At 74.2% G+C, this 18,509-nt stretch carries 14 protein-coding genes and 1 pseudogene; 8 read left to right on the top strand and 7 right to left on the bottom strand.

Features of this window, described 5'->3' with window-relative positions; translation table 11 throughout:
* The first annotated feature begins 10 nt into the window (after positions 1-10).
* A complete protein-coding gene (locus tag ACIQCJ_RS04340; protein WP_402710649.1) occupies positions 11-2,470 on the top strand; it encodes an HAD-IC family P-type ATPase in 2,460 nt (819 codons plus the stop codon).
* Positions 2,471-2,491: 21 nt separating this feature from the next.
* Here the strand turns inward: ACIQCJ_RS04340 and ACIQCJ_RS04335 are convergent, their stop codons facing one another.
* Positions 2,492-5,716 (bottom strand): sacsin N-terminal ATP-binding-like domain-containing protein, encoded by a 3,225-nt coding sequence (locus ACIQCJ_RS04335; protein WP_402710648.1) that lies wholly within the window; start codon positions 5,714-5,716, stop codon positions 2,492-2,494.
* A gap of 141 nt (positions 5,717-5,857) precedes the next feature.
* A complete protein-coding gene (locus ACIQCJ_RS04330; RefSeq protein WP_402710647.1) occupies positions 5,858-6,766 on the bottom strand; it encodes a DUF3027 domain-containing protein in 909 nt (302 codons plus the stop codon).
* Between the two features lie 259 nt (positions 6,767-7,025).
* On the opposite strand from ACIQCJ_RS04330, the gene ACIQCJ_RS04325 reads away from it, so the two are divergent.
* The 4 genes from ACIQCJ_RS04325 to ACIQCJ_RS04310 all read left to right on the top strand — a co-directional run bounded on the left by ACIQCJ_RS04325 (position 7,026) and on the right by ACIQCJ_RS04310 (position 10,664).
* Positions 7,026-8,405, top strand: coding sequence for an MFS transporter (locus ACIQCJ_RS04325; protein ID WP_391043088.1), 1,380 nt, complete (start codon positions 7,026-7,028; stop codon positions 8,403-8,405).
* 153 nt (positions 8,406-8,558) lie between these two features.
* Positions 8,559-9,050, top strand: a complete 492-nt coding sequence (locus ACIQCJ_RS04320) for a hypothetical protein (protein WP_355337414.1) — start codon at positions 8,559-8,561, stop codon at positions 9,048-9,050.
* A 77-nt stretch (positions 9,051-9,127) separates the two neighbouring features.
* The gene (locus tag ACIQCJ_RS04315) at positions 9,128-9,790 is read left to right on the top strand and encodes a futalosine hydrolase (RefSeq protein WP_355337411.1); all 663 of its coding nucleotides are present in this window, start codon (positions 9,128-9,130) and stop codon (positions 9,788-9,790) included.
* Positions 9,780-10,664 carry a 1,4-dihydroxy-6-naphthoate synthase gene (locus ACIQCJ_RS04310; protein WP_355337408.1) on the top strand — a complete coding sequence of 295 codons (885 nt, stop codon included), beginning with the start codon at positions 9,780-9,782 and terminating at the stop codon, positions 10,662-10,664. The genes ACIQCJ_RS04315 and ACIQCJ_RS04310 overlap by 11 nt, the downstream gene beginning before the upstream one ends.
* Before the next feature lie 155 nt (positions 10,665-10,819).
* Here ACIQCJ_RS04310 and ACIQCJ_RS04305 read toward each other — a convergent pair whose 3' ends face one another.
* Positions 10,820-11,203, bottom strand: coding sequence for a cold-shock protein (locus ACIQCJ_RS04305; RefSeq protein WP_033173507.1), 384 nt, complete (start codon positions 11,201-11,203; stop codon positions 10,820-10,822).
* Between the two features lie 165 nt (positions 11,204-11,368).
* Here ACIQCJ_RS04305 and ACIQCJ_RS04300 point away from each other — a divergent pair, with 165 nt between their 5' ends.
* Positions 11,369-11,617, top strand: coding sequence for a hypothetical protein (locus ACIQCJ_RS04300; RefSeq protein WP_355337403.1), 249 nt, complete (start codon positions 11,369-11,371; stop codon positions 11,615-11,617).
* A gap of 58 nt (positions 11,618-11,675) precedes the next feature.
* Here ACIQCJ_RS04300 and ACIQCJ_RS04295 read toward each other — a convergent pair whose 3' ends face one another.
* Together ACIQCJ_RS04295 and ACIQCJ_RS04290 are read right to left on the bottom strand one after the other, a co-directional pair.
* Positions 11,676-12,329, bottom strand: coding sequence for a haloacid dehalogenase-like hydrolase (locus tag ACIQCJ_RS04295; RefSeq protein WP_391043085.1), 654 nt, complete (start codon positions 12,327-12,329; stop codon positions 11,676-11,678).
* Positions 12,330-12,708: 379 nt separating this feature from the next.
* Positions 12,709-13,728 carry a hypothetical protein gene (locus ACIQCJ_RS04290; RefSeq protein WP_402710646.1) on the bottom strand — a complete coding sequence of 340 codons (1,020 nt, stop codon included), beginning with the start codon at positions 13,726-13,728 and terminating at the stop codon, positions 12,709-12,711.
* Between the two features lie 126 nt (positions 13,729-13,854).
* On the opposite strand from ACIQCJ_RS04290, the gene ACIQCJ_RS04285 reads away from it, so the two are divergent.
* Positions 13,855-16,383 (top strand): helicase C-terminal domain-containing protein, encoded by a 2,529-nt coding sequence (locus ACIQCJ_RS04285; protein ID WP_355337395.1) that lies wholly within the window; start codon positions 13,855-13,857, stop codon positions 16,381-16,383.
* Here ACIQCJ_RS04285 and ACIQCJ_RS04280 read toward each other — a convergent pair.
* Together ACIQCJ_RS04280 and ACIQCJ_RS04275 are read right to left on the bottom strand one after the other, a co-directional pair.
* Positions 16,346-17,401 (bottom strand): VanZ family protein, encoded by a 1,056-nt coding sequence (locus tag ACIQCJ_RS04280; protein WP_402710645.1) that lies wholly within the window; start codon positions 17,399-17,401, stop codon positions 16,346-16,348. The genes ACIQCJ_RS04285 and ACIQCJ_RS04280 overlap by 38 nt on opposite strands.
* 117 nt (positions 17,402-17,518) lie before the next feature.
* Positions 17,519-17,638 (bottom strand): annotated as a pseudogene (locus ACIQCJ_RS04275) (LPXTG cell wall anchor domain-containing protein); the annotation flags it as partial.
* A gap of 136 nt (positions 17,639-17,774) precedes the next feature.
* Here ACIQCJ_RS04275 and ACIQCJ_RS04270 point away from each other — a divergent pair.
* Positions 17,775-18,338: a hypothetical protein gene (locus ACIQCJ_RS04270; protein WP_402710868.1), complete on the top strand. Its 564-nt coding sequence runs from the start codon at positions 17,775-17,777 to the stop codon at positions 18,336-18,338.
* Positions 18,339-18,509: the final 171 nt, after the last annotated feature.

Raw genomic sequence — 18,509 nt, 5'->3', positions numbered from 1 at the left:
CGTCGGACCCATGACGGAACGCACGGACACGGAGGTCGTCACCCGGAAACCGGGACTGACCGGCGGCGAGGTCGCGGAACGCGTCGCGCGCGGCGAGGTCAATGACGTACCGGTACGCTCCTCCCGCTCAACTTCCGAGATCGTCCGGGCGAATGTCTTCACCCGGTTCAACGCGATCATCGGCTTCCTTTTTCTGATCATTTTGGTGGTCGGTCCGATCCAGGACGGCCTCTTCGGCTTCGTGATCGTCGCCAACACCGCGATCGGCATCATCCAGGAGCTGCGCGCCAAGCGGACCCTGGACAGCCTCGCCGTGATCGGCGAGTCCAAGCCCTCGGTGCGCCGTGACGGTGCGTCGGCCGAGATCCACACCTCGGAGATCGTCCTCGGCGACCTCATCGAGTTGGGCCCCGGTGACAAGGTCGTCGTGGACGGCGTCATCGAGGAGGCCGACGGCCTGGAGATCGACGAGTCGCTGCTGACCGGTGAGGCCGACCCCGTGCTCAAGCACGCCGGGGACCAGGCGATGTCCGGCAGCTTCGTGGTGGCGGGCGGCGGTGCCTTCACCGCCACCAAGGTCGGCCGGGAGGCGTACGCGGCGCAGCTCGCCGACGAGGCGTCCCGCTTCACGCTGGTCAACTCCGAGCTGCGCAACGGCATCAGCCAGATCCTCAAGTACGTGATGTGGATGATGGTGCCGACCGCGGTCGGCCTGATCATCAGCCAGTTCACGGTGGAGAGCCACGACGGCAGCGAGGCCGTCCGCCGTACGGTCGGCGGCATCGTGCCGATGGTGCCGGAGGGTCTGGTGCTGCTGACCTCGGTGGCCTTCGCGATCGGCGTGATCCGGCTGGGCCGCAAGCAGTGCCTGGTCCAGGAACTGCCCGCGATCGAGGGCCTGGCACGGGTGGACATCGTCTGCCTGGACAAGACCGGCACCCTCACCGAGGGCGGCATGGACGTCTCGGACCTGCGCCCGCTGGACGGCGCGGACCGCGACTACGTCGCCCGCGTCCTGTCCGCGCTCGGCGCCTCCGACCCGCGCCCCAACGCCAGCCTCCAGGCCATCATCGACGCCTACCCCCGGCCGGGCGGCAGCGCTTCGAAGGACGGCTCCAACGGCGGCTCCCAGGACGGCGACCAGGACGACAGCGCCGCCAAGGACACCGCCGCGGACGGCGGTTGGCGCTGCACCGAGGCGCTGCCCTTCAGCTCGGCCCGCAAGTACAGCGGCGCCGCCTTCAACGAGCCCGACGGCACCAGCAGTACGTGGCTGCTCGGCGCGCCCGACGTGCTGCTGCCCACCGGCCACGGCTCGCTCGCCGAGATCGACCAGCTCAACAACGAGGGCCTGCGGGTGCTGCTGCTGGCCCGCACCGACCGCCCGCTCGACGACCCGCGGGTGGCCGAGACCGTCACCCCGTACGCGCTGGTCGTCCTCGAACAGCGGCTGCGGCCCGACGCCGGGGACACGCTGCGGTACTTCGCCGAGCAGAATGTGCAGACCAAGGTCATCTCCGGCGACAACGCGGTGTCGGTCGGCGCGGTCGCCGGCAAGCTCGGGCTGCCGGGCGCGGACGCCCCGGTGGACGCCCGCCAACTGCCCACCGACCAGGACGAGATGGCGCAAGTGCTGGAGGACGGCGCCGTCTTCGGGCGGGTCACGCCGCAGCAGAAGCGGGACATGGTCGGCGCCCTCCAGTCCCGCGGGCACAACGTGGCGATGACCGGCGACGGCGTCAACGACGTACTCGCCCTCAAGGACGCCGACATCGGCGTGTCCATGGGGTCGGGTTCCGAGGCCACCCGCGCGGTCGCGCAGATCGTGCTGCTCAACAACAGCTTCGCGACGCTGCCTTCGGTGGTCGCCGAGGGCCGGCGGGTGATCGGCAACATCACCCGGGTCGCCACGCTGTTCCTCACCAAGACGGTCTACTCCGTGCTGCTCGCGGTGCTCGTGGTGTGCTGGCAGGTGCCGTACCCCTTCCTGCCGCGGCACCTCACGCTGCTGTCCACGCTCACCATCGGCGTGCCCGCCTTCTTCCTGGCGCTCGCGCCCAACAAGGAGCGGGCCAAGCCGCATTTCGTCCGGCGGGTCATGCGGTACTCGACCCCCGCGGGGATCATCTGCGGGCTCGCGGCGATGCTGTCGTACCTGCTGGCCCGGCACCACTACTCCGGCAGCGGGGCGCTGGACGCCGAGACCAGCGCGGCCACGCTCACGCTGTTCCTGCTGGAGGTGTGGGTGCTGGCGATCGTGGCCAGGCCCTATACCTGGTGGCGGATCGCGCTGGTGCTGGCGATGGGCGTCGGCTTCCTGATCGTGCTGGTCGTCCCGTGGCTCCAGTCCTTCTTCGCGCTGAAGCTGGTGGGCGCGCAGATGCCGTGGACGGCCGTCGGTATCGCGGTGGCGGGCGGACTGGTGCTCGAAGTGGTGTGGGGGTGGGTGCGCAGGCGCGACACGGCGTGAACCCCCACGCCTGAGGGTCCGTCAGTCGAACCAGCGGTCCATGGCCAACTCCTCGGTACGGGTGGGGTCTTCGAGGAGTGCGGCCAGTTCGAAGCGGCGGTGCCAGTGGGCCGTGGCCCACGCCAGGCCCGCGGCCACGCCCTCGACCGTGGAGGCGTGCAGGGTGCCGTCGACGTAGCGCCAGGAGAGTTCGACGTCCCCGGTGACGAGCAGTTCCTCGTGCTCGATGTACGTGGCGGGGGCGCCGGGGAGCAGGTCGTGGACGGCGGGCAGCACGTCGTGGATCTCGCCCTCGGAGACGACACGGGCCTCGACGGCGTCGCTGAGGCGGCGGACCTGGAAGAGGTCGGCGAGGTCCGCGGCCAGCCGCGGCGGCACGGGCAGCAGGGCGCGGCCCGCGGCGAGCGGCAGCAGGTCGGGGGCGTCGGCGACCAACGCGTCGGCGGCGTCGACCACGCGGGGCACGCCGTCCACGACGGCCCGCAGGTCGTCGGGGAGCGTGACCTGCTCGGGGTCGAGTTCGGCCAGCGCCGCGTAGAGGTGGTGGAGCTGGGCGGGGGTGACCCGCCGCTCGGGGTCGGCCAGCCGCGCGAGGAGTTCGGCGGCCCCTCCCGGTTCGTCCAGCAGCGCGCGTACGGAGGTGCGGACGCCCAGCGCCCGCAGCACCTGCTCGTCGACGGCCGTGCCGGTGGCGGCCTCGTCGTAGAGCCCGGCGAGCAGCGGGTCGCCGCCCGCCGCGCGCAGGCCGACCGGGCGGCGGCCGTCGAGCACGGGGTGGTCGCGGAGCCACCAGGCGGCGTAGGGGCGTACGGAGTCGGTGGTGCCGTCGGGGAGCAGGACGCGTACGGGCGCGGTGATCGCGTCGCGCAGCGGGGGGCGGGAGAGCAGCGCCAGCGCCTGCGGCCAGGCGTCGTCGTCCACCAGGTCGAGGTCGCGGACGCCGATCACCTCGGTGGCGACCGGCGGCACGTCGGTCTCGGGGAGGCGGTCCAGGACGTCCTCGCACCACACGTCGACGGCGTCGAGCAGGCCGATGTCGTCGGGCTCGGCCCAGTCGCTGTCGCGCGGTTCGAGGTCGTCGGGGTCGAGGACGACGTCGGCGGCGCGGACCAGCGCGAAGGTGGCGAGCACCCCGACCGCGGCGAGCGGCTGTTCGCCCCAGCGCTCGGCCAACTCGGCGTCCACGGCGGCCAGTTCGCCCTCGCGCAGGACGGATTCCAGGGCGCTGCCGGGGAAGACCAGCTCGCCGGCCGGGGCGAGTTCGCCCTCCTCGTCGGGCAGCGCGAGGGCGGCGAGCCACGGCTCCTCGCCGGGCGCGAGCCCCGCCGCGCGGGCCAGAGCGAGGACGGTGTCGGCCAACTCCTCGGCGTCCAGGGCGTTCTCGTCGTCCCAGGCGGCGCCCTCGTCGTCCAGCGAGGCGGCTACGGCGGCCCTGACCTGAGGGGTGGTCAGGACGGCGCGCGGGGTGGCGGGGGACGCGCCGAGCTTTTCGAGCAGCGGGTGCACGGCGTCGGCGTGGGCGACGCGCAGGCCGAGGCGGGCCAGCGCGGCGGGGTCCACCGCGCCCGTGTCGCCGTCGTCCCCCTCCCCCGGCACCGGCAGCAGCACCTGGCGCGGGCCGACGACCGTACGGCCGTCGGCGAGCGGCACCGGGAGGCCGCTGAGGACGTCGGCGTCGGTTCCGGCCAGCGCGTCGTACAGGCGCCACCACCAGCCCGCGGGGCGTTCGGTGCCCGCGAGGCGGTCCACGGCGTCGGCGAGGGTCAGCCGGGCGACGCCCAACTGGCGCAGCGCGGGCCGCCGTTCGAGCGTGGAGGGGACCAGCGTCGGCAGCACCTCGGCCAGGACGCGTACGGCTTGCGCGGTGGCGCCCTCCACGACCTCGGCCTCGACCGGGCGCAGCGCGGGCGCCTCACCGGCCAGCGGGCCGCCGCCGTCCCAGGAGCCGTCGTCCGCGGCCTTCTGCGCCGCCTCGGGGTCGTCGGGGCGCGGCTCGGCGGCGCGCGGCAGGAAGGCGGTACGGGGCAGCTCGGCGAGGATTCTGCGGCGCAGCTCGGCGTCGAGTTCGCCCTTGCCCAGCGGTCCCGGCACCAGGTCGACCACGCCGGTGCCGACCGGCCGCCAGCCGGCCAGCAGCGCCACGTACGACTCGGCGGCGCGGGCCAGCAGGAAGTCGGTGAGCGGGCCGAGGGCGGCGTGGCGGCGGGTCGGGTCGAGCGGGAAGGAGGCGAGCAGCAGCGCGGGCAGGCCGAGCGGTTCGTCGGTGGGCGTGGGCGCGTGGACGACGGGCGCGGTGCGGGGCGCGGCCGGGGCGCCCTCCTCGTCCACGGGGACCGCCCAGGTCACCGACCAGACGGGGCGCAGCCGTTCCTCGACCGGGCGGTCGGCCAGCAGGTCGGGGGTGAGGGCGCCGGAGGCGGACGACACCCGCCAGCGGGCGGCGCCGTCGCGGTCGCTGTCCTCGATGACCACGTCGCCGTCGTCGGTCTGACGGCGGGTCAGGGTCCGTACCCCGTCCGGGGTTTCCACCACGACCTCGGACAGGCCCGGCAGCGCGAGCAGCAGCGCGTCGTCCACGGCCGCCAGCAGCCGGGCCGCGAGGTCGCCCGCGGCGCCGTCGCGCAGCGGCAGCAGCACGACGGTGTCGTACGTGTCGGGCGCGCGGCCCTCCGCGGGGAACGGCAGGCGCAGCAGCGGGACATGGCCGTCGCGGCGCCGCAACTCATCGGTCAGGCCGGGGACTTCGGCGGCCAGCGCGCGGGCCTCGGCCAGCGACCAGCGGACGCCGCCGGTGCGGCCGACCACGGCCGGTTCGTCGCTGACGGCCAGCACCGCCGCGAAGCCGACGCCGAAGCGGCCGACGGCGGCCGGGCCGTCGTCGCGCTTGGCGGAGGCGCGGAGCGTGGACAGCGATTCGACGGCGGCGGCGTCGAGCGGCGCGCCGGTGTTGGCGGCGGCCAGCAGGGCGGGGTCGTCATCGCCCTCACCGGCCCCGTGGAGGGTCAGCCGCAGGCGGCCGGGGACACCGGCCCGTACCGCCGCGTCGGCGGCGTTCTGGGCCAGTTCCACGACGAGGCGGTCGCGGTAGCCGCCGAGGGCCAGGTCCTCCTCGGCGTTCGCGTCCTCACGGAAGCGGGCGGCCGACGCGGACCAGGCGGTGGTCACGCCCGCGCGGAGCGCGGCGGTGCCGAAGGGGTCGCTGGTGGCTTCCGTGACGACCGTCGGTCGGGTCCCTGCGCGGCTCACGTGGCCCTCCGGTTGTTGCTGCGGCCCGCGGCCGGGCCCCTGTCGGGGCGACCGTACCGCCAATGGCGCCGCGCCCGCGCGGCGCGGTCGCCCGCACGGGGTTCACCGCCGCCCCCGGCCCACCGGCCGGGGGTACCGCGGCTACGAGCCGCCCGGCCCGTCCGCCCCGGCGGCGTCGTCGTCCGCCGGGGACACGCGGCCGGGGTGCAGGGAGACCTGCTCGGTCTCCTCCATGTCGTCCAGGACCATCGGCGGCGGGGTGGGGGTCTTGGGCATCACGGCGGCCTCGGAGTGGCCGCCGCAGCCGTAGGACAGGGAGACCAGGCGGCCGTCGGCGGGCGAGAACTCGTTGGCGCAGATCCCGAACGCCTGGCTGAGGGAGCCCTTGATCGCGACGAGGAAGCCGCAGCTCACGCAGTTGGCGGGCGCGGCCTGGGCCATGGGCGTCTTGGCGCCGAACTGCTCCTCCCAGCGGTCGGCGGCGGCGTGCAGACCGTAGCGGGAGAGCACCCGCGGCCGTCCCATGCCGATCTCGGCGGCGACCGCGGTGATCGTCGCGGGCGTGGGCACCACGAAGTCGGCGTCGGAGGAGTCCGCGGCGCTCTCGGGACCCGCGGAGCCGTCCGGGGCGTCGGCCGACCCGTCGGGGAAGCCCGGGAAGCGCTCGTCGTCCTCGCCGGTCCACCCCGGCTCCAGGCGCAGGTCGTCGGCCTCGGTGGGCAGCAGGTCGCCGGGGCCCATGTCGCCGGGCCGCAGCCGCTCGCTCCACGGCACCCATTCGGGCGCGAGAATCGCGTCGTCGCCCGGCAGCAGCACCGTCTCGTCGATGGTCACGACCTTGGCGCGGGAGGCCCGCGTGAGGGTGGTGGCCCAGCGCCAGCCGCGGTAGGCGGGCTCTTTACAGGCGAAGTAGTGGGTGACGACGCGGTCCCCCTCGGCGACGACGCCGAGGTGCTCGCCGACGGACTGCGGCCCCGCCGCCTCCTCCGTCACAGCCAGCGCGACATCGACCGCCTCGGCGCACAGGCGGTCAGGGGTACGGCTTCGCATCGCAGCACTCACAGAAATCGTTTCTCTCTCTACGCCGTCTCACGTGTGCGCCGCGACGCGACGGACCCGACGCGGAAAACCGGGGCGGAGCGGACCTGCGGACCGCTTCGACGCCTTGGTTTTCTGCCTTCGTGGCCCTGCCCGAGCGTCTTCGGGCGCACCTGTTGTCACCCATTCTGCGCGATCGCACGCTACCTGTGCGCACCACGTGCGCAAAGGAGGGGGTGCGTGGTCTTCCGATTGGGGCAGGATTGCTGTCGTGGCACGAACGGTGACTGCGGGCCCAGGGCCCGTGCGCAGGGCCGGACGCGCCCTCGCTAACGGCGTGGGGCGGTCCGGCGGTGCCTTGCGCCGTCGTATCAGGCGTACGACACACGCGGGCGGCGCGGGCGAGTCGGGGCTGGCGAAGCTGATCGAACTGCACGCCGTGAACTCGGCGGGCGACATGTTGATCACGATCGCGCTCGCGAGTTCGGTGTTCTTCTCGGTCCCGACCGGACAGGCCCGCGGCCGGGTCGCGCTCTACCTGCTCGTGACGATGGCGCCGTTCGCGCTCCTGGCCCCGGTGATCGGTCCGCTGCTCGACCGGCTCCAGCACGGCCGCCGGGCGGCCATAGCGATGGCGATGATGGCGCGCGGCGTGCTGGCCTGGACGATGGCCGGGGTGATCAGCACCGCGGGCCTCGGCCTGTATCCGATGGCGCTGGGCGTCCTGGTGGCGTCGAAGGCGTACGGCGTGGTGCGGAGCGCGGTGGTGCCACGGCTTCTGCCGGACAGAACGACACTCGTGAAGGCCAATTCACGGGTGACGCTGGCGGGTCTGCTCGCGACGGCCATCGCCGCGCCGGTCGGCGCGGGGCTGCACGCCTTCGGCCCGCAGTGGCCGCTCTACGGCGCCTTCGTGATCTTCATCGTCGGCGCGCTGCTGTCGATGTCGCTGCCCTCGAAGGTCGACTCCTCGCGCGGCGAGGGCAAGGTCCGGCTGTCGGCCGACGAGGAGGCGCCGCCGGAGCCGTCGGGGATTCCGGGCAAGCGGCCGAGCCTGCTGGGCGTCGGCTCCTCGGTGCTGCACGCCCTCCAGGGCAACGCGGGGCTGCGCTCGCTGTCCGGCTTCCTGACGATGTTCCTGGCGTTCATGCTGCGCGAGCATCCGCTGGGCGGCCTCACCGCGGCGACCTCCCTGGGCGTCGTGGTCGTCTCCGCCGGCGCGGGCAACGCGCTGGGCACGGCGCTCGGCGCGTGGCTGAAGGCGCGCGGCCCCGAGATCATCATCGGCAGCGTCCTGATCTGCTCGCTGACGGCAACGATCGCCGCGGCCACCTGGTACGGCCTGGTCACCGTCGCCGCCGCGGCGGCCGTCGCGGGCATCTCGCAGGCCCTGGCGAAGCTGTCGCTGGACGCGCTGATCCAGCGCGACGTGCCGGAGTTGGTACGCACCTCCGCCTTCGCCCGCTCCGAGACCGCCCTCCAGCTCTCCTGGGTGGTCGGCGGCGGCCTGGGCATAGTGCTCCCGCTCAACGGCCAGCTCGGCATGTCGGTCGCGGCCTGTCTGGTGCTGGTGGCGTTCGTGGTGTCGGTACGCGGCCTGTTCGGCTCGGCGCGGCGCGGCGGCAACACGGCGTCGGCACGGGTGGCGTAAGGACACCGGCCGTACGCGGTAGGGGCCCTGGCGTACGCGGCGGGGGTCCGGCCGTAACCGGTACGGGTGTACGGCGGCGGTGATCGCCGGGCCGTCGCGGGACACGTCCCACCCCCGCGCAGCCTGGGGGCAACAGCCCGGTAGCCTCCTGCCATGAGCATTCGCCGCGCTGCCACCACCATCGGTGCCGTCTCCCTCGGGCTCGTCGCCCTGACCGCCTGCGACAAGCCGACCCCCCTGGCAACCGTGACCGTGGGCACCCGGTCCGTGACCGCGGAAGCCGTGGACAAGTGCTACGCCCACGGCAAGCTGCTCCCCCAGGCGATCTTCGAGGCGTGTCTGACGGCCGCCCCCAAGCACCACCTCACGGTCGGCCTGGGCGACCAGGTACGCATCGGCGTCGACCCGAAGCTGGCGAAGAAGGGCTGGCTGCTCGCCAACGGCACCCAGCTCGTCACGCAGGAACTGCTCAAGAACCAGACGTACTGGACGCTCGACAGCGGCACCCTGTTCACCGTGCAGGACCAGCAGACCGGCCAGTCCACGCAGGTCAAGGAAGTCACCTTGAACATCGTGGAGTCCGGCGACCTGACGGGCCGCAAGACGTACGGCATCTGGAAGATCAAGCTCGTCCGCGGCAAGTGACACCCGACCGCGCCGCCGGTCCCGCGCCCGGCCCGGAACCCGGTCCCGCGCCCGCGCCTTACGGCAGGCTCCTCGTCGTGACCGCGGTGGACGCCGAACGCGCGGCCGTCGAGGCAGGGCTGAGCGCGGCGCCACCGCCCACCGCCGTGACGGCGGACGTGATCGCCGCCGGTGTGGGTCCGGCGGCAGCGGCGGCGGGCACCGCGACCGCGCTGGCGCTGGCCGAGGCGGCGGGCGCTCCGTACGGCCTGGTGGTCTGCGCCGGGATCGCGGGCGGTTTCGCGCCGGTCGCGCCCGTCGGCCATGTGACGGTCGCGGAGACGGTCGTGGCGGCGGACCTGGGCGCGCAGACCGACGAGGGCTTCGTACCGGTCGTGGAGCTGGGTTTCGGCACCTCTGAGCACCGGCCGCCCGCGCGGCTGAGCCGGGGCGTGGCGCGGGCGCTGGGCGCGGCGTACGGCCCGCTGCTGACCGTGAGCACGGTCACCGGCAGCGGGGAGCGGGCCGCGGAGCTGAGCGGCCGTCACCCGGGCGCCGTCGCGGAGGCGATGGAGGGCTTCGGGGTGGCGGAGGCCGCCGCGGCGCACGACGTGCCGATGCTGGAGATCCGCGCGGTGTCGAACGCCGTCGGCCCCCGTGACCGCGAGGCGTGGCGGATCGGCGACGCGCTGGCGGCCCTGACGGTGGCGTTCGGGAAGCTCCCGGCCGCCTTGGAGGTTGAAGCCACACATGACGACTGACACCGCGAACACGGGCCCGGCCGGGGCGCCGCACGACGCCGCGCTGCGGATCGCGTACTCCCCCTGTCCCAACGACACCTTCGTCTTCCACGCGTGGGCGCACGGCCTGGTGCCGCAGGCGCCGCCGCTCGACGTGACCTTCGCGGACATCGACATCACCAACGGGATGGCCGAGCGCGGCGAGTTCGACGTGCTGAAGGTGTCGTACGCGGTGCTGCCGTGGGTGCTGGACGAGTACGCGCTGCTGCCGTGCGGCGGGGCGCTGGGGCGCGGCTGCGGGCCGCTGGTGCTGACCCGGGAGCCGGGCGCGGACCTGGCGGGCAAGACGGTCGCGGTGCCCAGCGAGCGGTCGACGGCGTATCTGCTGTTCCGGCTCTGGGCGGCGACCGAGGTGCCGGGCGGGGTCGGGGCGATCGTGGTGCTGCCGTTCCACGAGATCATGCCCGCGGTACGGGACGGCCGGGTGGACGCCGGTCTGGTGATCCACGAGGCGCGCTTCACGTACCGGAACTACGGCCTGCACAAGCTCGCGGACATGGGTGAGCACTGGGAGGCGACGACCGGGCTGCCGATCCCGCTGGGCGCGATCATCGCCAAGCGCTCGCTCGGCAAGGAGCGGCTGCACGCGCTCGCCGAATCGGCCCGTACGTCGGTGCGGATGGCGTGGGACGACCCGGAGCCGTCGCGCGACTACGTGCTGGAGAACTCGCAGGAGATGGACCCCGCGGTCGCGGACCAGCACATCGGGCTGTACGTCAACGAGTTCACCGCCGATCTCGGCGAGGACGGATACGCCGCCGTACGCGGACTGTTGACGCGGGCCGCTGCCGAGGGACTGGTGCCGCCGCTCGCCCCCGACGCGCTCGCATTCTGACCGAGATTTTCGTCGGGTGGCCGGAATTCACCGTGCCCGTTGCGCACTTGCGCACTTCGGCACTTGCGTACTTCGGCACTTCGCCGCTTTACCGGAAGGCGGGCTTCCGGCAAAGCGGCGCTAAAAACGGTCGACTTCCCTACGTCATAGCGGACTCATACGTCGAGCTGATCGGCGACAACGCGCAGTACGGAAGCGATCTTGTGTCCGTGCGCCTTGTCGGGATACCGGCCGCGCTGGAGGGAACGCGCGACGTCTTCGAGCAGCGTGGTGAGGTCCTGGACGATCGGCAGCAGCTCATCGGGTTTACGGCGTTGTGCCGCCGCCACCGAGGGAGCGGGATCCAGAAGTGTCACCGAAAGCGCCTGATCACCGCGCTGTCCTGCGACGACGCCGAATTCCACGCGCTGGCCGGGCTTGAGCGCAGCGACTCCGTCAGGCAGCACCGACGAGTGCACGAAGACGTCGCCGCCGTCATCGCGGGAGAGAAAGCCGAAGCCCTTCTCGCTGTTGAACCACTTGACTTTGCCGGTAGGCACGTCCGACCTCGTCCTCATTGCTCGAAACGACTCTGAATAAGACTTCAGCGGGTCCATCGGAGACCCGCTGGCACCAAGGCTAATGGCCTGGTGCTGTGTGACAAGACGCCAAGGTCCCGTTCCCCGGCCGTTCGACCGCCCCCTGAACGGATCTACCCTTGTCCGGTGAGCAAACAAACCATGGGCGCCGGTGACCTCCTGGTCCGTGTCGGCGCGATCGTCTTCCTCGTGGGCGCGGTCGGCACTCTCGTCACCGTCGCGCCGCTGTTGCTTGGCACGCATACGCTGCCGACGCCCGCGTATTTCGTGTCCATGCTGATGGGCGTGGGTATGGCGGTGGCGCTGTGCGGGCTGCTGCGGTCCGCCCTCGCGCAGCGGCAGACCTCACGGGAGCGGGGCGCGGCCGGTTCCTGAACCGGCCGCCGGGCTCTCCCGCCGAAGCCGGCGGCGGCTTGCGCCGTCCCCGGTGCGCTCAGGCAGCCGCGGACGTGTGGGCCGCGAACCAGGCCGGAAATTCGGTGAGATCGTCCAGGACGACATCGGCTCCGGCCGCCCGCAGTTCCGCCGCGTCGCACGGGCCCGTGGCCACCGCCACCGACAGCGCGCCCGCCTTCCGCGCGCCGCGCACGTCCCCGACGTGGTCGCCGACGTACACGCTCGCGCCGTACTCGATCAGCGCCTGCGCCTTCTGCTCCGCCCACAGCCAGCCGCGCACCTCGGCCTCGATCCCGACGTGCGCCAGGTGCAGTTCCGCGTTGGGCCCGTACTTCGCCGTCACCACCACCGGCCGCCCGCCGCCCGCCCGCACCGCCGCGACCGCCTCCGCCGCACCGCGCATCGCGGGCGTCGGCGCGATGGCGTGGTCCGGATACAGCGCCCGGTACAGATCGCCGATCTCGGCCACGCGCTCCGCGGGGAACCAGTTCGCCAGCTCGTCGTCCAGCGGCGGGCCCAGCCGCGTGACCGCCAGCTCCGAGTCGATCCACACGCCGGTTTCCGCCGAGAGCCGGTCGTACACGGCCTTGATCCCCGGGCGGGAGTCGATGAGGGTCATGTCGAGGTCGAAGCCCACCGTGAGGGTGGGCCGGGGCGGTACGGGGCTGAGGTCGCTGGTCACGCCCTCCATTCTCCCCCGCCGGGTCAACCCGATTTTCGTCCCCGTAGGGGGCGCGGGGAACTGCGCGACCAGCCGTCGCGGCGGCGCGCTGTCCGCACGGCGGATCGTGCCCCCGAAGGGGCGCTGGGGGCACCTCCCAGCGGTAGCTGGGGGAGGAACTGCGCGACCAGCCCCCACCGGGCCGGTGGCCCGACGACAACCGATCTGCCCCTCTGGGGCCGGTGGTGACCTGCGGGAGCATCGTGGCTGAGCGCGCAGTTCCCCGCGCCCCTAAAAGATCGGCCCGCCGCCCAGCGGAAAGGGACCGCCTGGGCAGCGCCCCTAAAAGAGCGGCCCCCCGCCCCGGGGAGAACCCGCCTTCGCGAGGGGGGCGTACCGGGGCGGAGCCCTAGGCGCGGCGGCGGGCGCGGAGGATCAGGTAGAGGGCGGAGCCAACGGCGGCGACGCGGACCGCGAAGGGATAGGCGTCCTGGAAGGCGTGGCCCATCTGCCCCTGGGCGATGGGATCGCCCCATTTGCCGGTGTCGCGCCCCCAGACCCAGACGACGAGCCCGAGGGCGGCGGCCCCGGGAATCCCGAGGATGCCGAATTTGGCCTGGCGTCGGGTGAGTTGACGGGAGAGATAACCGGCGAGCCAGCCGAGGCCGAGGGGAATCCAGGAGCCGATGACGGCGCCCGCGACGAGAAGGGCGGCGGCGAGCAGGAGCAGCGGGCTGCCCCAGGTGACGGTACGGGCGGCGCGGCGGCGCGGCAGCCAGCGGCGGCGCGGACGGGCGGCGACCTCCTCCTCGTACGCGGCCTCCTCCTCGGCCTCTTCCTCGACCGGCGCACGCGGCGCCCCGGGCCTGACCCTGGCCCGGGTGTCACCGTCGTCGTCCAGATCCTCGTCGTCGAAGGGGATGAAGACGCCGCCGGTCATACCGGGCAGGCCCGTGAGTTCGTCACCGGCCCTGAGGTGACCGTCGCGGCGCTCGTCCCGGTCCCACCAGTCGTCCTTCTTTCCCGCGCCCCCGCCGCCGCCCCTGCCGCCGCCCTTGCCGCCGTCGGCCTTCTCCGTACCGTCCCTGCCCGCCGTCTTCCGCATCGACGGCACGCCGTACGGGCCGTAGGGGCCCCCGGCGGGCGCGGACGGGGACGAGGGCGGGGCCGGGACCTCGGGGGCGGCGGCGCCGGACGAGGCGTCGCCGGAGCCGCCTGCCGCGGCCTCCACGACGGCGTCCGGGCTGCCGATCCGGCCCAGGATGCGGCGGACGGTCGCCGGGTTGTCGCTGTCCTTGCGCTCCCGGTCGATGTCGGTGCGGAGCTGCGCGACCAGCCGCATGCGCTGGGAGGCGGGCAGCGCGGTCTGCGCGAGGTCGCCGATCCGGCTGAGGTAGTCGAACACCATCTGGTCGCTCTCGACACCCACCGCCAAGCCCCTTTGTCCGCGCCCGTGTCCGACCCTGCACCGACCGTACCCGCCCGCCGTCACCGCTGTCCTCATCCGCGGCCGCCATCCATGGCCGCCGCGACGAGGGGGGCTAATGTGGAACGGATGACGACCGGAGGGCAAGGATCTGTCCCGCGCACGCTCGCGGAGGACCTGCGCGCACGTGACGACGAGGCGCTGGGGCGGCTGCTGCGCGCCCGGCCGGACCTGCTGAGCCCCGTACCGAACGACCTGACGCAGCTCGCGACCCGCGCCTCCACCCGTACGTCGGTGGTCCGCGCGCTGGAGCACCTGGACCGCTTCACGCAGCAGGTCGCCGAGGCCCTGTCGGTGACGCGGGACCCGTGCTCGTACGGGACGCTGCTCACGCTGATGACGGGCGGCCCCGAGGGCACCGGCCACGCGGAGCCGCTGGACGCGGAGCTGGTGGCCGCGGTGACCGCCGCGCTGCCGCGCGCCGTGGACGTACTGCGGGCGCGGGCGCTGCTGTGGGGCCCCGACGACCGGCTGCGGCTGGTGCGCACCGCGCGGGACGTGCTGGCGCCCGCCGCCACCGTGCCGTCCGCGACCGGCCTCGGGCCCTCGGTGAGCGAGGCGACCTCGGGCATGTCGCCCTCCCGGCTCCAGGAGATCCTGGCGGACGCCGGGCTCGATCCGACGCACGACCCGATGAGCGCGGTCACCGCGCTGGCCGGACTCTTCGCGGACCGCGACCGCACGGCGGCGCTGCTGGACACCGCGCCGGACGGGGACGCGCGCAAGGTGCTCGACCGGCTGGTGTGGGGGCCGCCGTACGGCGAGGTACGGGACGCGACCGTGCCGGTGCGGGCCGCGGACGCGGTGACGCCCGTGCAGTGGCTGCTCGCCCGCGGCCTGCTGCTGCCCGCGGGCCAGCACAATGTGCTGCTGCCGCGCGAGGCCGCGCTGAGCCTGCGCGGCGGCCGGGCGCACCGTACCCCGGAGCCGCTGCCGCCCGCCGTCGCGCCGGTGCCGCGTACCGAGCGGACCGTGGACATGACGGCGGCGGGGCAGGCGTTCACGGCCGTCAGCACGGTCGGCGAACTGCTGAAGGAGTGGCAGACCGGCGGTCCTTCCGTCCTGCGCGCGGGCGGCATCAGCGTCCGCGACCTCAAGCGGACCGCGACCGCGCTCGACCTGACCGAGGCGCAGGCCGCCTTCTGGCTGGAGCTGGCCTACGCGGCCGGGCTGATCGCGACGGACGGCGAGCTGGACGAGGCGTACGCGCCGACGCCCGCGGCCGACGAGTGGCTGCTGCTGCCCGCGCAGGAGCGGTGGGCGACGCTGGCCGCCGCCTGGCTGACGGCGACGCGGACGCCGGGCGTGGTCGGCAGCAAGGACGCCAAGGGCCGCGCGCTGTCGGCGCTCGGCCCCGACCTCGACCGGTCGCTCGCGCCCCGGGTGCGCCGCCGCGCGCTGCGCGTCCTCGCCGATCTGCCGCCGGGCTCAGCGGCGGCCCCCGACGAATTGCTGGCCCGGCTGCGCTGGGAACGGCCGCTGCGGCCCGGCGCGGACGCGCTCCGCGCCGACCTGCTGCGCTGGACGCTCCAGGACGCCGAGAATCTGGGCCTGACCGGGCGCGGGGCGCTCGCCGCGCACGCCAGGCCGCTGCTGGGCGGCGCGGGGACCCGCACGGCGGCGGAGTCCGCCGCGGCGGCCGGTGCCGCGGCCGGGCTGCTCGCGCCGCTGCTGCCCGAGCCGCTGGACCACGTACTGCTCCAGGCCGACCTGACGGCGGTCGCGCCGGGGCCGCTGATGGCGCCGCTCGCCGAGACGCTCGGGGTGCTGGCCGACATCGAGTCCAAGGGCGGCGCGACGGTCTACCGCTTCACACCGGAGTCGGTACGGCGCGCCCTGGACGCCGGGCGCACGGCGGCGGAGCTCCAGGACTTCCTGACCTCGCACTCGCGCACGCCGGTGCCGCAGCCGCTGAGTTACCTGATCGACGACGTGGCGCGCAGGCACGGCACGCTGCGGGTGGGGGCCGCGTCGGCGTATCTGCGCTGCGACGACGACGCGCTGCTGACCGAACTGCTCGCCGACCGGCGCGCGTCGGGCCTTGGGCTGCGCCGCCTGGCGCCGACGGTGCTCGCGGCCCAGTCCGAACCGGCCGTGCTGCTCGACAAATTGCGCGCGATGGGCCTGGCGCCCGCCGCCGAGTCCGCGGACGGCGATGTGCTGATCACCCGCGCCGACGCCCGCCGCACCCCGCCGCGTACGCCGCCCACGCCCGTCACGGACGGGCCGCCGGTGCCCGCGGAGGCGCTGCTGGGGGCCGCGGTGAAGGCGGTCCGCGCGGGCGACCGCGCCTCGACCGCCGTGCGCCGCTCGCCGGACTCCGCGGTGTCCTCGACCGCCGCCGGGAGCGCGGACGGCGGCCTGCCCCGTACGCCCGCGGCCGACACGCTCGCCACCATGCAGGCGGCGGTGCTGAGCGGCGAGTCGCTGTGGATCGGTTACGTCAACGCGGACGGCGCGGCGAGTCAGCGGGTGATCGCGCCGGTACGGGTCGAGGGCGGCTATGTGACGGCGTACGACCACACCGTGGACGAGGTGCGCACCTTCGCGCTGCACCGGGTCACGGGCGTTTCGGAGCTGGCCGACGACCCGGCCTGACGCGCGCCCGCACGGTCCCTTCCGGCCGCACGGTCCCTTCCGGCCGCGCGATCCCTTCCTGCCGTAGGCCCCGCCGGACGTCGCGGCGCCCGTCCTGGCGCGGTCCGCTGTCCGGGCGCCTGCGCTGCCACCAGTGGTGGCGGCGCGGGTAGAGGGCGCGGCCGAGGCGCAGGCCCAGCAGCAGGTAGCCGATGAGGGCGCCCGCGGTGTTGAGGATGACGTCGTCGATGTCGAAGGACCGGCCCACGATGATGACGCCCTGGGTGGTCTCCACCGTCAGCATCACCAGACCGGTCAGCAGGCCCACCCTGAGCAGGCCGCGCGCCTTCGGGAACAGCATCGGCAGCAGGATTCCGAAGGGCACGCCGAGCAGGATGTTCCCGCCGATCTGCTTCACCGCGTCGCGCGTGCTCGGCCCGTTGAGGTAGGCCCTGATCGAGTGGCCCGGATGCAGATTGGAGTGGATCAGCGAGACGGACGCCGGTGACGGCACCAGCGTGACCTTCGCCAGCGCCACCGCGAAGGCCACCATCCCGACGATCGCCGCCGCGAGCACCACCACGCGGGCGAGCGTCGCGCCCCACGAACGGCGTTGCAGCAGGGGGACGTACGGCTCCTCGGCCGGCTCGGGCTCGACGACGGGCGCGGCCTTGGGCTTCGGCCCGAACCTGGACTTCAGCGTGGGCCTCGGCTCGGGCTCCGGGGTCGCCTTCGGACCGGCCTCGGCGGCCGGGGGCGCGGCCTTCGTCCAGGGCCAGGTCCGGGCGGACGCCGTGTCCCGAGCCGTCGTCCGTGCCGTCGCTGCCGTCTTCGCGGGTGCTTTCGCCGGTGCCTTCTGACGGGTCCTGGCCTGGGCGTTGGTACGCGGCTGCGCGGCCTTGCGTACGGGGGTGCGTGCGGGCTTGGCCGCGGACTTCGCCGTGGGGGCCGGGTCCGCCGTGGCCTTCGGCGCCTTCGCCTTCGGCCCGTCCTTCGGTTCCTTCGGCGCCGTGCGGAACAGCGCCATCCTCACCGCCATGAACCCTTGCCCCCCTCGGATAGGCACCGTCATGGCGGCGCATACCCGCGACCGGCCGCCGTACGCCGTCCGCACACGACGACTCGGACGGCCGATCTCCTTGGGCGGCAGGGGACTTCAGCCGTGGCGGCCCCTGCGGCGCGTCGCCGCGACGAGCAGCCCGCCCGCTCCCAGCGCTCCGGCCGCCGCGACGGCCAGCCACTCGGTCTCCGCACCGGTGTGCGGGAGGTGTCCGGGGGGCGAGGTCGGAGGTGACGTGGGCGGGGAGGTCGGGGGTGACGTGGGCGGGGAGGTCGGGGGCGTCGTCCAGCCCGTCGTGGGCGGAGTGGTGGGGGGCGTCGTGGGGGGTGTCGTCGGAGGTGAGGTGGGGGGCGTGGTCGGCGGGGAGGTCGGGGGCGTCGTGGGGGGCGTGGTGGGCGGCGTGGTGGGCGGCGTCGTCCAGCCCGTCGTGGGCGGGGTCGTGGGGGGCGTGGTCGGAGGCGAGGTGGGCGGCGTGGTCGGCGGGGTCGTCGGAGGCGTCGTCCAGCCCGTCGTCGGCGGCGTGGTGGGCGGGGACGTGGGAGGCGTCGTCCAGCCCGTCGTCGGCGGCGTGGTGGGCGGGGACGTGGGAGGCGAGGTCGGAGGCGTCGTGGGAGGCGTCGTGGGAGGTGACGAGTACGGCGGGGTCGTCGGCGGGCACGACGTGCTCTCGCCGGGCGACGGCCACCCGGTGTCGGGGGCGGACGACCATCCCGTATCGCTGTACGAGGGCCCGTCCGCCGGGCTCGGGGCCGCGCCGGCCGCCGAACCGGGGAGCAGCAGCCCGGCCGCGGCCATGACCGCGGCACCGACGACGGCTGTGGAGGCCGCTACGGCCCGCAGCTTCCCCCGCTCACGCGGGTCTGCGGGGGGAAGCGCGGGGGGAGGAGACAGTGGGTTGTCCATAGCGGGCAGATAACAGCAGGTCGGGTGCGACGCGCCGGTCGCCACGTACGCGATCGGCGCAGCTTCGCTCGGATGGCGAACGGTTGCGCGCAGGGTTGGCCGCCATCGGGGTGAACCGCGACACGCGGTCTTGACCGCCATTCGCAGTACAATTCTCTGTTCGGTCCCGTCAGCGGAGGTAATG

Source organism: Streptomyces sp. NPDC093221 (genome assembly GCF_044753885.1).
In the GTDB taxonomy this organism is placed as follows: Bacteria; Actinomycetota; Actinomycetes; order Streptomycetales; family Streptomycetaceae; genus Actinacidiphila.
The sequence above is the reverse complement of the archived record's forward strand: the minus strand, read 5'-3'. Positions and strand labels throughout refer to the sequence as shown.